The organism is uncultured Fibrella sp., from assembly GCF_964250085.1.
In the GTDB taxonomy this organism is placed as follows: Bacteria; Bacteroidota; Bacteroidia; order Cytophagales; family Spirosomataceae; genus Fibrella.
The window spans coordinates 291,891-304,630 of the sequence record NZ_CAXUEC010000009.1 but is presented as its reverse complement, the minus strand read 5'-3'; the positions used below and the strand labels follow the sequence as shown (position 1 = coordinate 304,630).

The following is a 12,740-nucleotide window of genomic DNA, read 5'->3' as shown; positions in this document are numbered from 1 at the left end:
TGTGCGTTGAGTCACTATTAGTTTAATCCCAAACCCGAAAAATTAATATATGTTCTATGGATTTAATAGATTTATTTAATTGTGTGAGTAGTCGGCTTGCGTATGCTGACAAGTGGCTTTTTCGGCCAGGATTTTCTATAAAGAAGCCCTGCCCCAGCGACTAACCGCCAGAACAGGGCTTCTCTTGAACACAAAATAGACAGGAGCCTACTCCATAACCAGCTCTGTATGTTCGGAGGCTTCAATTTTCTTACCGATAAACAGCAGCAGCAACGGCACGCAGACCAGGAAGAAACCGCCGATGACCAGGAAGGCATCGGCGTAGGTCATCACCAGCGCCTGTTTCACCACCGCACCCTGCATTATACCATAGGCTTTGCTGGTGGCAGTAGCTAGTGCGTCCCCTTTCGACAGAAACAAGCTGGTATACTGCTTGATCCGATCGGCCGAAAACGGATTGTAGATCGATACGTTATCGCCCAGGCGTGATGAATGGAACATAGTGCGTGTTGAAATATAGGTAGTCATGATGGCGGTACCGAACGTACCCCCCAACTGCCGAATCATACCTGTCAGGGCTGATCCCTGGGGAATGCTGATGCTTTTTAGATCAGACAGGGTGATGGTTGTCAACGGAATGAAAATCATTCCCATGCCAATACCCCGAACAATGAGCGGCCAGAAGAAATAATCGGGTCCAGCGGCAAGGCTAATACCCGACAAGTCGAAACAGAAGCCGAAAAACAGCAGAAAGCCGATGGCCGCGTACCAGATGGGGGAGATGTAGTTCTTACTGAGCAACCCACCCACTACAGGCATCATCAGGCCCGTCATGATCGAACCGGGCATCAGCAGTAAACCCGTTTGACTGGCCGTGAAACCCAGGATGGTCTGGCAGAAGACCGGAATGATAAACACCGACGCAAACAGGCCAAAGCCCAGAATGAAGTTGAACAACGTACCCACCGCAAACCGGCGCTGACGCAGCAGACGTAGATCGAGAATGGGAATGCTGACGGTCAGTTGGCGCCAGATGAAGCCGATCAGGCCAACACCTGCCGCAATCGACATGCCTACAATGAAGCCAGAATCCAGCCAGTCTTTTTCTTCGCCCTTTTCAAGCACGATCTGCAGCCCGCCGATACCCATGATGAGCAGGATCAACGCCAGCCAGTCCATAGATCCCGCCACCATCTTCTCGGCGGGTTCTTTAATGTACGCGTAGGTGAGCACCGTGGCCAGAATGCCGAACGGAATGTTGATGTAGAATACCCAGTTCCACGACAGGTTATCGGTGATGTAGCCACCCAGCGTTGGCCCAATTGACGGGCCAATGATGACGCCCATCCCGAAAATAGCGTTGGCAATACCCAAATCTTCTTTCGGAAACGTCTGAATCAGAATGGATTGGGCGGTGGTGAGTAGACCGCCACCGCCAATGCCCTGCACCACGCGGAAGAACACCAGTTCCCAGACGTTGGTTGACGTACCGCAGAAAACCGACGCCACCGTAAAGAGTACAATCGACGCCGCGAAGTAATTCCGACGCCCCAGCTTGGCCGTCAGCCAGCCCGACATCGTGATCATGACCGCACTGGCAGCGGCGTAACCCGTTACTACCCAGCTAATATCGCCGAGCGACGCGCCCAGGTTCCCCATCATCTGGTTCAGGGTCACGTTCACAATCGACGAGTCGATAGTTTGCAGCAGAGCGGCTGTCGTCACCGTCAGGACAACGACCCATTTATCAAAGCCTAGTTTCTTCATAATTCTGAGTGGTTGCTTCGGCCTAACCCCCAACCCCTGAAGGGGGCTACTGCGCTGCAATATGCTGTCGCGAAGCTTTTAGCCCCCTTCAGGGGGTTGGGGGTTAAGACCAGCAAAATTTCATTTCTTAACATCTACCGCTACGGTGGCACTCATGCCGGGGCGGAGGCTGGCAATCAGGGGCGAGTTTTTGTCCAGTTCGATCCGAACGGGAACCCGCTGTACCACTTTTACATAGTTACCCGTGGCATTATCGGGGGGCAACAGGGTGAATTTAGCTCCGGTAGCACCGGCAAACGACCCAACGCGTCCGGTCAGTTTCTGACCCTCGAACGCATCCACGTCAACCTCAACCACCTGGCCCGGCTTCATGTCGTTCAACTGCGTTTCCTTGAAGTTGGCCGTCACCCAAAGCGATGAATTACCAACCACCGAACATAACGCCTGACCAGGCTGAACCAGTTGGCCAATTTGCACCGACCGCTTCGATACAACCCCCGAAATAGGCGCCCGGACCACCGTATACGATAGTTGCAGATTGGCCATGTCCAACTCGGTCTGACGTTGCTTTATCGCAGCCTGTGCCACCGAGATCTGGCCTTCGGTAACCCGCCGTTGTGAGCTTGTTACACCCGTTTGGGTGCCCGCCGCATTCACCTGTGCCTGTGCCGTTTGCAGTTGTGCCTGAGCCGCCTGTAGTTGCGCCTGCGCAGCGTCGCGCTCGGCCTGTATGGCATCGAACTGCTGCTGAGGAATCGTTTTTTCGGCCAGTAACCGGCTATACCGATCAAAATCCTGGTTGGCTTTACGCGCCCGTGCCTGCGCGGCCGTTACGTTTGCCTGCGCCGTAGCCACCTGATTACGGGCAGTCTGTACGCCGGCTTGTGAGCTTTGAATAGTGGCCGATGCCACGTTTACGCTCGACCGGGTAACGCCCGCACTGGCCATCGCGCTTTGCAACGCAGCTTCGGCCTGAGCCACCCGGATGCGGTAATCAGCATCGTCGAGTACCACCAGCGTATCACCCGCTTTAACGAACTGATTGTCGTTGAATCGAATCGCTTTAACGTACCCACCCGCTTTCGGAATAACCGGGTTCACATCGCCGTCAATCTGCGCATCGTCGGTCGTTTCATGGCGTTGCAGGTAACTGAATTCACTGTACCCAAAAAAGAGCGCAACGACCAGAATAATGACGCCCCCCACACGGAATAATGTTGTCTTGTTCATGACTTTACTGAAGTGAAATTTATTGTCATTAATTGTCATTATGCTACGCTGTCATTAGATGGTCATTGATTGTCATCATTCGTGAAACAATTAATGACAATCAATGACCATCTAATGACAGCGTAGCATAATGACGTTTTTACATATTGGTACCCGTTGCTCTCAGCAGGCGCTGATAGGCCAACTGGGCATCCACTGTAGCGTTGATCACGTTGAGTTGAGCCTGGAGCAGAAAGTTATTGGCCTCCAGCAAATCGGTTGAGCCGATCAGTCCATTGCGGAACCGCGACTCGGTAAGCCGGTAATTTTCCTGCGCCTGCGTAACCGCCGTGCGAATCACGTTCTGCTGCTCCAGGGCGAGCTGGTAATTGTTATAGGCCGTCACTACTTCTGACCGGATCTGATCAGTTTGTTGCTGACCTTGCAGACTAGCCTGGTCGATCGCCGTTTTGGCCGTGTTCAGCCGACCTTTCAGATTATACAGCGAACCAATATTATACGATAAACCGGCCCCTACGTTCCAGGCGCTCACGAACGAATTGGCTTCGGGCACCAGGCGGGCGGTTGGGTTGATGTAATTGTAGCCCGCCGATACGCCAAAATGCGGATACATGCTGCTCTTTGTGTTCTGCAACAACGCCTCGGCCGACTGGAGCCGCAACGAATTCGCCTGCACTTCGGGACGTACCTGAACGGCCTGAGCCAGGAAGTTGCTTAAGGGTTCGATCGTTGTCACCGGGTTGGCCAGCGTCGTGTCGACGGTGATCTGCTGGTCTTCGGGCAAACCGACAAGCAGGTTGAAATTGTACAGCGCCGTTTGCCGCGCCTTATCGACCTGGAGGCGGCTGAGTTGCAGGTTATTGCGTTGTAACTGAATTTTCAGCACCTCGTTGGCGGTTACGATTCCTTCTTTCTGAAGATTAAGCGCATCCCGCTCCCGCTCATTGAACTGCCTGATGCTCTGGTCGATAACCGACGTCGATCGAATCAGCTTGATGATGTTGTAATACGCATCCGTCACGGTGTAAACCAGTTCCGAACGGTTACGCTGCGCATCCAGCCGACTGGCTTTAGCCAGCAACTCCGCCGATTTCTCGGCCGTTTTTTCGGCAAAACCACCAAAAATTTCTTTACTGATCGTGACGCCGCCAATGGTGGCGTTGAACGCACCGGCGGGCAAGCCAACCAGCGGTTTCCCATCGCTGCCCTGTCCCAGTGAAAACGGCCCGGTAAGGTCGTAACGCGAATACGCCAACGAGGCACTCGCCTGCGGCAGACTGCGATCTTTGGTTTCCTGCGAACGGGCTTCAGCGGCCAGCGTCCGGGTATCGGCCAGTTTAATGCCTTTGTTATTCTGGAGGGCCAGTTGAATGGCCTGGCTCAGCGGCATAGGCTGGGCGGTTGCCAACCCCATTCCCAACAACCAAAGGCCAGCCCCTACTACGTACTTTTTCATTGTATTCGATTTCTAATTTTATCCAGGAGTGTATTCATCAGGTGTACTTCCTCATCAGTCAGATGACTGACAACGGATTCAAAGTCGTTGAACTCAACCGCGACCGTTTCGACAAACCGGTTCGACTCGTCGGTGAGCCGTAAATTCACCCGTCGCCGGTTCTGGGCGTCAACCTCACGCACAATCAGGTTCTTGGCGATCAACCGGTCGGTGAGCCGTGTTATGTCTGAGTTTACTTCGGTCATCTTTTCTTTTAATTCGCCCACCGTTAAGCTGTCCGGGTAAACTTCGGAGAGGCGGCGGAGGACTATATATTGCTGCACAGAAAGATCGAACGGGGCCAGTTTCTGACTGAAGTAGTTCATGATGTACCCGTCTGTCTTGTGCAGGTTGGCGATTAGCCGGTGATAGTCATTGCGAAATTGCTTATCCATGGGTTCGGTAGGTGTTCAGGTAGATAACTGACATTCGTTTAAACGAATTTCGTTTAAACGAAATTTAATTGAATTTTAAACCTGAACGGATCAGCCAGATACTTCGTAAAGTATTACCGTATAATCATTCAATGATGTATATTCGAAAAGATAACGGTTATTGATACCAGACGTTGGTAATGAGCCTGATTAGCGTAGCTAACTGGCTGTTTATCCGGTCTGAAATGGCATCATCCGGTAGCTGATACTGAATGGTTTTAGAACAGGTGAGGTTGATTTGCCCGCACCTTGTTTCGACACTATGAGTTTGTTTGAAGAAGAAGTCTGCGAGCTTGAGCGGAAGATCAGCACGTACCCAACTGGTGGCACGGTCTTTTATGGCAGCTCGTCTATCCGGCTCTGGACCACCCTGGAGCACGATTTTCCAGAAGTGCAACCCATCAATGTGGGCTTTGGTGGGGCAACGCTGGCGGCCTGTGCCTGGCACTTCGAGCGCCTCGTGGTACCTGCTCAACCCCGTGCGTTGATCCTTTACGCAGGCGATAACGACCTAGCCGAAGGCCGTCAACCACAAGAGGTGTGCCTGTTTTTCTACGCGCTGGCCGAAAAGATTATCCATCATTTCCCCAACGTACCTGTCACGTTTTTGTCAATCAAGCCCAGTCCGGCCCGTTGGCACCTAGTGAACGAAATACGGACAGCCAACGCACTGATTGCAGAAGCGATAGAGCAGTTGCCTGATTTTCAGTTTGTTGACGCTACCCCGGTTATGCTGACTTCAGACGGAAAGCCTGAACGAAATCTATACGTCGACGATGGCCTCCATCTGAGCCCCACAGGATACGCCCGCTGGCGCGAGCAATTGACCCAAAAGTCAGAAGCCCTGATGGCGTCGATGCCAGTGGGGGTTTAAAAGAGGGTCAAGGGTCAATGTTGCTTCGCTGCACCAAGTGATGGTGATGCAGCGAAGCAACATTGACCCTTGACTTTATTTCATGCGCCCCTCATCAGATTGAGCAACGCTTCGCGGCCGGTATTCCAGCGGCGGATGACGTTGACTTCACGCACGGCAACGGGATCTTTCGGGCAGTTGGCTGATTCGAAATAATCGGTCATACGGCTGGTCATCTGGCTAACTACGGCGTCGGTTGGTCCGTACAGGATTACCTCCGGTTGTTGAATCGCCGTTTGAATGAGGGCGCGGGCCATCGAAGCGGTATAAAAAGCGCAGTCGATATCCTGATGCCGAACGGGAACTCCATCGTGCAAACGTTGCAGATTCACGCCGCCATCTTCAAGGCGGTCAGAAACGGGCGTCGTGCCTTCCGGCTGCGGAAACACCACATCAACTTTCCGTTTGAATGAATGCCACCAGGGTGGTTGTCCGTTCGGATTGAGCGTATCGCAGAAAATAAGGCGTTGCGGCTGATTGGGCTGGGCTGGGTTCATCAACAGCAGAGCCGCACCCAGATGCCGGTCATCGGCCGCATGGCGGCGCTGGATAACGAAGCAGTGTATACGTCTGTCACCGTCGGCCTGAAGCTGCTCCGTGGCTGTTCTGATGGCCCGAAGCGAATCCTCCATATGCCCTTCCAGCATCACGTGTATGGGAAGATGGTCGGCCAGCAGGGCTTCGCGTTGTAACTGTCGGCCAAGAATAGCAAGGGCCGTCGTGTCTGACCGGCGTGTGCCAAAATAATAGCCGATATCCTCACGTACCTGATGATCGACGGGCAGGTCGGCCCAGCCAATCGAATCGCCATTGGTGCCTTGTCGGCTCGTTGGACTGTATCGGAAAGGTATTTCGAGATGCTCGCGGTGAACGGCCAGGTTATAAATCCGCTTCTCAAACTTAGCCAGCAACGGTTCGTAGGCGTCGGGCTCGAAGTAAACGGCCCAACCCTGCCTTAGCAGGTGGTCGGCAATGTCGGAATGGCCGAGCAGTTGCTCAAGGGCATCGTCGTGGTGTTTGAAAAAACTGCGTAGCGCACCTTCTTCAATGAAGGTTTCGGTTTCTTCGGCAATCGATGCGTACCTGACAAAGTCGGTAAACGTACCTGCGTTGCTATCAACGTCTCGGCCTTTGGCGCTGTCGGCAACGGTGCCGCTTTCGATCCAGTTACGCAAAAAATGCTTCACGGCTTCGTCGAACGCGCTGTTGGCGGCTACGGCTTGTTGTTTTGTATAATCGGTGTTGTTGATTGGTTGGTTATCCATCGGCTCCCCCCCGTTGGAGCTGATCGGAATGAGTACATTCATCGTACGGTGTTGCGGTGAGAGGTTCTGTTGGTTGATTTTGACTATGGGGTAAAACTACTACAAAGAAAACAGGCTATCATCTAACAAAATTCAATCATTTATGAGATTGATACTATATTTTTTTGATAAAGTTAACTTATTGATAGTTAATGAGTTGTGATTTTTAAGGTATTGCTTTGGGGAGAGTTGCTGACGCATAGCCCTTCGACAGGCTCAGGGTGACAATCTCACTCAAGGTTATCATTCACATTCTTGGGTTTCCTGTCACCCTGAGCCTGTCGAAGGGCTATGCGTCAGCAACTCTCCCGCAGATCGTCCACCCGGTCCAACTGGCTGAAAATCAGGTCAGGCTGGTTCTTCCAGCACAACGGCCGTCCCATTGGCCGATACCATCAGCATGGTATCGTTGATGTTTTCGTAGTCCATATCCACGCCGATAACCGCGTTGGCACCCAGGCGCGTGGCCTGGTCCATCATCTCTTTGATGGCGATACTTTTGGCTTCGCGAAGGGCCTGCTCATAGGCACCCGACCGGCCGCCCACGATGTCGGTTATGCTGGCGAAGAAATCTTTCAGGATATTGGCCCCAATGATGGCCTCCCCATTCACCAGGCCAATGTAGGTCGAAATACGTTTGCCTTCGATGTTGGAGGTAGTAGTTACGAGCATAAAAATCCGTTTCAGGTTGACTCAGGGCCCAAATATAGAGGGTAGGTTGGTTTGTAGTTTGTGGTTTGTTATGTATGGTTGCTTCGCTGTTAACAACGCAACGCCAAACCAACGTCAACCTAGACTGCCTTATCGCGTAGGGCCGATCGAATCAGGTACGTTGCCGCCACGTCGTTGCTGGTAAACAAACGCATAAACCAGTCTTCGCGCAGGCCAACCCGTTGTAGAATCGCCGCTTCCGATAGCCCCTGCTTCTCCCCCTCGAGCGATTGGTCGACGATGCGCTGGAGGTGGTCGATCTTGCGCTGAACGGCCGCTTTACCGTTTGTCATTACCGGGTTATGGCCGCAGAAAAGCGTGTCGAAATCCAGCGTCATCACCTGTCGGGCTGCGTCAAGCTGCTGGTAGATGTTTTCGCCCCGCCGGAAGATGCGCAGGTTACCCACGTAAAAGTCACCGGCGAACAGCCAGCCTTCGTTCGGCTCCAGCAACACATGATGATCATCGGAGTGCCCCAGCGTATTGATCGGCAAAAATCGGTGATGTTCTGTCTCGAACGGCTCCGGAAACGTACCCAGCACCGCAACGCCCACCGCCGCCGAGCAGGGTTCTATTGGTCCGAACCAATAGTGTTCGTAGGGCAGTAAGTGATACGGCTTCTGAATGAGCCCGGCCGTCAGCGCACCACAACGTACCGGGCAGTTATGTTGCCGGGCCAGTGGGGCAGCGTTGGCAGCATGGTCCTCATGAAAATGGGTCAGCGCAATTTGCTCAACCGGGTACGTGGTGTAGGTCTTCAATACCTCATGCTGCGTATGCCGCGAGCCGGTATCGATTAGCAGTCCATCAACGTAGTAGGTCCAGACGGGAACGGGCTTCGGCCACGGCAGGCGCGAGTAGCCAAACTGATGCCCGACAACGGGGCCATGCCGAAGGGAGTTCGTAACGTGAGTAGCAAGGGGCAAAAGAAGCTGTGTTTTAGTAAGTCGACAAAGTTACGTCAACTCTTTTTCCAATAAGATCGTCAGTTCGTGTTTACCGGGCTGCGTGCCGGTGATCTGGAAACCGTGGCGAAGGTTCAGAGTCAGCATGTCGCGCCATTGATTGTAGGGATGCGTACGAATTGCAACGTACCCGGATGCGACGCTCTACGCGTAACACCTTCTACAACTCAGCCAGCAGGTAATTGGCAATGCTGAAATAGACGCCGATGCCGATGAGGTCGTTGGCGGTGGTGATGAACGGACCGGATGCTACCGCCGGGTTGATGCCGATGCGGTCGAGCAGGAGGGGGGTGATGGTGCCCATAAACGAGGCCAGCAATACCACGCTCAGCAGCGACAGACTGACAACCGGAAACAGGCGCGGCTCACCAATCAGCAGGGTGTAGCAACCGGCCATAAGCCCCACCACGGCCCCGTTGAGCAACGCCAGCACGAGGGTACGCAACAGCCGCTGCCCCAGCGAGTAATCCAGCCCCGACGAATCGGAGAGGCTTTGTACGATGAGCGAGGCTGTCTGAATGCCCACGTTGCCGCCCGTTGACCCAATAATAGGGATGAACGCCGCCAGTGCCGCCACTTTGCCGAGTTCGCTCTGAAACCCGTTGATAACCGTAGCGGCCAGCAAGCTACCAACAGCACCCGCCACGAGCCAGGGTAACTGCGCTTTGGCACGTACCCAGAGCGTATCATCTTCCTCTACTTCGCCCGACAGACCCGAAATCGCCTGAAGGTCATCTTCCGCCTGTTCGGTAATCACGTCGACCACATCATCGATGGTGATCAGACCCAGTAAACGACCCTGTACGTTCACGACGGGAACGGCGTCAAGGTCATATTTCTGCATAATCTCGGCCACTTCATCCACGGGGCGGTAGGTTTCAACCGAGACCACGTCCTGTTCGTAGATGTCGGCGATCTTGGTGTATTTCCGCGATAGAACGATCTTTTTCAGCGACACAAAACCGAGCAGAATACCGGCATCATCGACCACATAAACGGCATACACTTTCTGAACGTCTTCGGCCTGCTGGCGAATTTCTTCGATGCACTGATTGACGTTCGTGTTGACGTTCACTTTGACTAACTCCTTCTGCATCAGGCCGCCCGCTACGTCTTCGTCGTAGTGGAGCAGGTCGATGATGAAACGGGCCTGTTCGCGGTCTTCCATCAGACCGATTACCTCTTCACGTACCTGAACCGACTGTTCGTTCAGCAGGTCCACGGCATCATCCGAGTCCATTTCTTCGACAAACGGGGCCAGATCGGCCGACGTGAAGGAAGCCACAAACTCATCGCGGATTGAATCGTCGAGGTTGGCGATGATTTCGGCACCCACGCCCCGGTCAACCAGATTAAGCAGGTAGCGCGCCGATTCGGTATCGAGTTCGTACAGAATACCCGAAATATCAGCCGGATACAGCTCTTCCATTTCGGCGCGAAGCAGGGTATCGTCGCCCGTTTCAATGGCCGTTTGAATCCGGTCCAGGTAGTCTTTGGTTAGTTCAAACGTCACGGTGTGTAGTTGGAAGCAAAGTAAGATAACGGATTAACGCCGGGTTGGGGTTGGGTGTTCCGGTATTGTTGAAAAGCAACAAAAAGCCCGCCAGCGGGGTGCAGGCGGGCTCTTCAAAAGCGAGTTAGGTACGTTACGCTTTCTTTTTGCCCTTGCCTTTCAGCGTTGGCGCGGCACTGGTAACATGCGACTGGAACTCGGTCACGCCCTTGGCAATAGCCTCTTTAAAGAACGGGAACGAGGCGTCGCCCGATGTTTCGCCCATCGTCAATGCTTTTTGGGCCAGTGGCAGTGCGTCGGTGAATTTGCCCATTTTGGCCAGAATCTGTGATTTCAGCCACAGGTTGCGGTACGTTTCCTTAGCGGCAACGGCCTTGTCGACATACGACAGCGACTCTTCCAGCTTACGACCTTTCGAGAGGTTGTAGCTGGCGGCGGCGGTGAGCGTATTTACATCATCCGGCTTTTCCGAAACGGCTTTGTCAACGGAAGCAGCGGCATTGGCGGCGGTGTTGACCATCAGATTGGCCGAGGCTTTCACGTCTGCCCACATAATGTCCATCGTGGCGCTGCTGTCGGTCACGTTGCTGAAGCCAATAGTGAATGTCTCCACGGTCGAGCCGGTTTTGCTGGGCGTCAGCATCACACGCAGCACGTCGTTGTCCTGCTTGTAGCTCTGTTCCGTTACGGCCATGTCTTTGCTGAAGATCAGCGTCCACTCGGCGGCGGCAGGCATCGAGAGGATAGCGTAGGTACCGGCGGCGAGGTTTTTACCATTCACCATCATGTCGGTGGTGGTGGTAAACGCTGTGGCACCATTGGCACCGGTACGCCAGATTTTTCCGGCTGGTACGAATTCACCAGTGAACGGCGAGCGACCTTTCAGGCTGGGCCGCGAGTATTTCACGGTTACGTCGGTCACGCCGATTGTTTGCATAACAATGGCACCGGGGCTCGGCGACGGCGTTCTGATCTGAGCAGTAGCGAGTTGCGCTACCAGCACAAGGCCGACGGCCGAAAGCATCATTTTTTTCATGGTACAGAGTGTGTTTGGTCTGTTAGTTTCGCCACGAAATTAGCTGGAAAAAACGGAAGTCGGCGTAGTTCTCCCGCCGACTTGGATTACCAAACCATGACTACTTCCTTACTGAACCTGCTGCGGCAACATAAGCCTGCGGATGCCAACGAAGCCGACATGACGGCCCGAACCCTTGCTTTTGTGGAGGCAAACCCAACTTGTTTCGAGCGGTCGCTGCTTGAGGGGCATATCACCGGTTCAGCCTGGATCATATCGGCCGACGACGTACCCAGCGAGCCGCAGGTGTTGCTCATTCACCACCGAAAACTCGACCGGTGGTTTCAGCCGGGTGGCCACGCCGACGGCGACCCGGATGTGGCGGCCGTAGCGCAGCGCGAAGCCGAAGAAGAAACGCTCCTGACTGATATACGACTGGTTAGCCCCGCTATTTTCGACGTCGACATTCACCCCATTCCCGCCAAAGGGGACGTACCTGCACACCTGCATTACGACATTCGGTTCCTCTTTACGGCCAATCAGGCGGAAACCCTGGGCGGCGAAAATCGCGAAGTGAAGGGACTTCGCTGGCTGTCGCTCGGTGACGCTGAGCAGCTAGCCAACTCCGAGTCGATCAGCCGGATGATTCGTAAAAGCAGGCCGGCCCTATTAAAGACACTGGAAGCCTTATAGACTTACTAAGCAGATGCCTACTGAGCCGAATTCTAAGGAAATTCTAATAAGGAAATTTTATTTGGCAAAATTGGGCTGCTTACCCTTAATTTACTGGCTATCGTTGCCTGAATCAGAACGAACCATAAGCCTGGAGCAACTAAACAAAATGGGGTATGTGACGTATGTTTTGCGTCTGAAACAGAGCGGTTTAAGGATTGGTTTTTAGTGCAGGCAGACGAGTTAAGTTTGCCTGCAACAAAACCACAGAACACCATGAAATCGCTAACCACCCTCTTGATCGGTCTAGGCCTGTTCGCCTGTAATGCCCCCACGAAGGCGCAGGATGACCAGAAACTTCGGAAAGACCAGACCTATTCGACTCATAATTACAAACATCCCAACAAAGCCGCTACCGCCCGGCGCTGGGAAGAGAAAGAAGGGATAACCGTACAGACACCGTCACCCCAGGATGTTCAGCTTGCCAATTATAAAAGGCAAGTGCCCGGACAGCAGCCAGTTGGCGGTGTAACCGTAGCCCACACGATGAACGATGAACTGGCCAACCGCAACTATAAAATGCAGAAGCCATCGGTAAGCACCAGCCAGGATAGCACGCTAGCCCGGAAGCGGGCGAAAAAACGCGCCCCGGATTCGGCAATCGGAGACTAAGTAAAGAGTGGTTGCTCATTAGATTTTGCCTGTTTTATAAAAAGCCGTG

General features: G+C 53.5%; 12 protein-coding genes. 3 read left to right on the top strand and 9 right to left on the bottom strand.

The window, feature by feature from the left end:
* Window positions 1-207: 207 nt before the first annotated feature.
* From ACFE8Q_RS24305 to ACFE8Q_RS24290, 4 genes are all read right to left on the bottom strand, one after another.
* Window positions 208-1,767 carry a DHA2 family efflux MFS transporter permease subunit gene (locus tag ACFE8Q_RS24305; RefSeq protein WP_375448034.1) on the bottom strand — a complete coding sequence of 520 codons (1,560 nt, stop codon included), beginning with the start codon at window positions 1,765-1,767 and terminating at the stop codon, window positions 208-210.
* A 120-nt stretch (window positions 1,768-1,887) separates the two neighbouring features.
* A complete protein-coding gene (locus ACFE8Q_RS24300) occupies window positions 1,888-2,997 on the bottom strand; it encodes an HlyD family secretion protein (protein ID WP_375448033.1) in 1,110 nt (369 codons plus the stop codon).
* A gap of 139 nt (window positions 2,998-3,136) precedes the next feature.
* Window positions 3,137-4,453 (bottom strand): TolC family protein, encoded by a 1,317-nt coding sequence (locus ACFE8Q_RS24295; RefSeq protein WP_375448032.1) that lies wholly within the window; start codon window positions 4,451-4,453, stop codon window positions 3,137-3,139.
* On the bottom strand, window positions 4,450-4,887 hold the full coding sequence (locus tag ACFE8Q_RS24290; protein WP_375448031.1) for a MarR family winged helix-turn-helix transcriptional regulator: 438 nt from the start codon (window positions 4,885-4,887) through the stop codon (window positions 4,450-4,452). The genes ACFE8Q_RS24295 and ACFE8Q_RS24290 overlap by 4 nt, the downstream gene beginning before the upstream one ends.
* 301 nt (window positions 4,888-5,188) lie before the next feature.
* Between ACFE8Q_RS24290 and ACFE8Q_RS24285 the strand changes: the two genes are divergently transcribed.
* Window positions 5,189-5,800, top strand: a complete 612-nt coding sequence (locus ACFE8Q_RS24285; RefSeq protein ID WP_375448030.1) for an SGNH/GDSL hydrolase family protein — start codon at window positions 5,189-5,191, stop codon at window positions 5,798-5,800.
* An 80-nt stretch (window positions 5,801-5,880) separates the two neighbouring features.
* On the opposite strand, the gene ACFE8Q_RS24280 is transcribed toward ACFE8Q_RS24285, so the two are convergent.
* The 5 genes from ACFE8Q_RS24280 to ACFE8Q_RS24260 all read right to left on the bottom strand — a co-directional run bounded on the left by ACFE8Q_RS24280 (window position 5,881) and on the right by ACFE8Q_RS24260 (window position 11,368).
* Complete coding sequence (locus ACFE8Q_RS24280) at window positions 5,881-7,146, bottom strand: hypothetical protein (protein WP_375448029.1); 1,266 nt, start codon at window positions 7,144-7,146, stop codon at window positions 5,881-5,883.
* Window positions 7,147-7,491: 345 nt separating this feature from the next.
* A complete protein-coding gene (locus tag ACFE8Q_RS24275; protein ID WP_375448028.1) occupies window positions 7,492-7,815 on the bottom strand; it encodes a YbjQ family protein in 324 nt (107 codons plus the stop codon).
* A 119-nt stretch (window positions 7,816-7,934) separates the two neighbouring features.
* Window positions 7,935-8,780, bottom strand: a complete 846-nt coding sequence (locus ACFE8Q_RS24270) for an MBL fold metallo-hydrolase (protein WP_375448027.1) — start codon at window positions 8,778-8,780, stop codon at window positions 7,935-7,937.
* A 199-nt stretch (window positions 8,781-8,979) separates the two neighbouring features.
* Window positions 8,980-10,332, bottom strand: coding sequence for a magnesium transporter (gene mgtE / locus ACFE8Q_RS24265; protein ID WP_375448026.1), 1,353 nt, complete (start codon window positions 10,330-10,332; stop codon window positions 8,980-8,982).
* A 133-nt stretch (window positions 10,333-10,465) separates the two neighbouring features.
* Window positions 10,466-11,368: a DUF2911 domain-containing protein gene (locus tag ACFE8Q_RS24260; RefSeq protein ID WP_375448025.1), complete on the bottom strand. Its 903-nt coding sequence runs from the start codon at window positions 11,366-11,368 to the stop codon at window positions 10,466-10,468.
* 96 nt (window positions 11,369-11,464) lie between these two features.
* On the opposite strand from ACFE8Q_RS24260, the gene ACFE8Q_RS24255 reads away from it, so the two are divergent.
* Together ACFE8Q_RS24255 and ACFE8Q_RS24250 are read left to right on the top strand one after the other, a co-directional pair.
* Window positions 11,465-12,040: an NUDIX hydrolase gene (locus tag ACFE8Q_RS24255; RefSeq protein ID WP_375448024.1), complete on the top strand. Its 576-nt coding sequence runs from the start codon at window positions 11,465-11,467 to the stop codon at window positions 12,038-12,040.
* A gap of 255 nt (window positions 12,041-12,295) precedes the next feature.
* Window positions 12,296-12,691 carry a hypothetical protein gene (locus ACFE8Q_RS24250; protein WP_375448023.1) on the top strand — a complete coding sequence of 132 codons (396 nt, stop codon included), beginning with the start codon at window positions 12,296-12,298 and terminating at the stop codon, window positions 12,689-12,691.
* Window positions 12,692-12,740 lie beyond the last annotated feature (49 nt).

What these genes read in the sequence shown, in the direction of transcription:
- ACFE8Q_RS24305 (WP_375448034.1), bottom strand. Translation starts at nt 1,767, where the DNA reads ATGAAGAAACTAGGCTTTGATAAATGGGTCGTTGTCCTGACGGTGACG.
- ACFE8Q_RS24300 (WP_375448033.1), bottom strand. Translation starts at nt 2,997, where the DNA reads ATGAACAAGACAACATTATTCCGTGTGGGGGGCGTCATTATTCTGGTC.
- ACFE8Q_RS24295 (WP_375448032.1), bottom strand. Translation starts at nt 4,453, where the DNA reads ATGAAAAAGTACGTAGTAGGGGCTGGCCTTTGGTTGTTGGGAATGGGG.
- ACFE8Q_RS24290 (WP_375448031.1), bottom strand. Translation starts at nt 4,887, where the DNA reads ATGGATAAGCAATTTCGCAATGACTATCACCGGCTAATCGCCAACCTG.
- ACFE8Q_RS24285 (WP_375448030.1), top strand. Translation starts at nt 5,189, where the DNA reads ATGAGTTTGTTTGAAGAAGAAGTCTGCGAGCTTGAGCGGAAGATCAGC.
- ACFE8Q_RS24280 (WP_375448029.1), bottom strand. Translation starts at nt 7,146, where the DNA reads ATGAATGTACTCATTCCGATCAGCTCCAACGGGGGGGAGCCGATGGAT.
- ACFE8Q_RS24275 (WP_375448028.1), bottom strand. Translation starts at nt 7,815, where the DNA reads ATGCTCGTAACTACTACCTCCAACATCGAAGGCAAACGTATTTCGACC.
- ACFE8Q_RS24260 (WP_375448025.1), bottom strand. Translation starts at nt 11,368, where the DNA reads ATGAAAAAAATGATGCTTTCGGCCGTCGGCCTTGTGCTGGTAGCGCAA.
- ACFE8Q_RS24255 (WP_375448024.1), top strand. Translation starts at nt 11,465, where the DNA reads ATGACTACTTCCTTACTGAACCTGCTGCGGCAACATAAGCCTGCGGAT.
- ACFE8Q_RS24250 (WP_375448023.1), top strand. Translation starts at nt 12,296, where the DNA reads ATGAAATCGCTAACCACCCTCTTGATCGGTCTAGGCCTGTTCGCCTGT.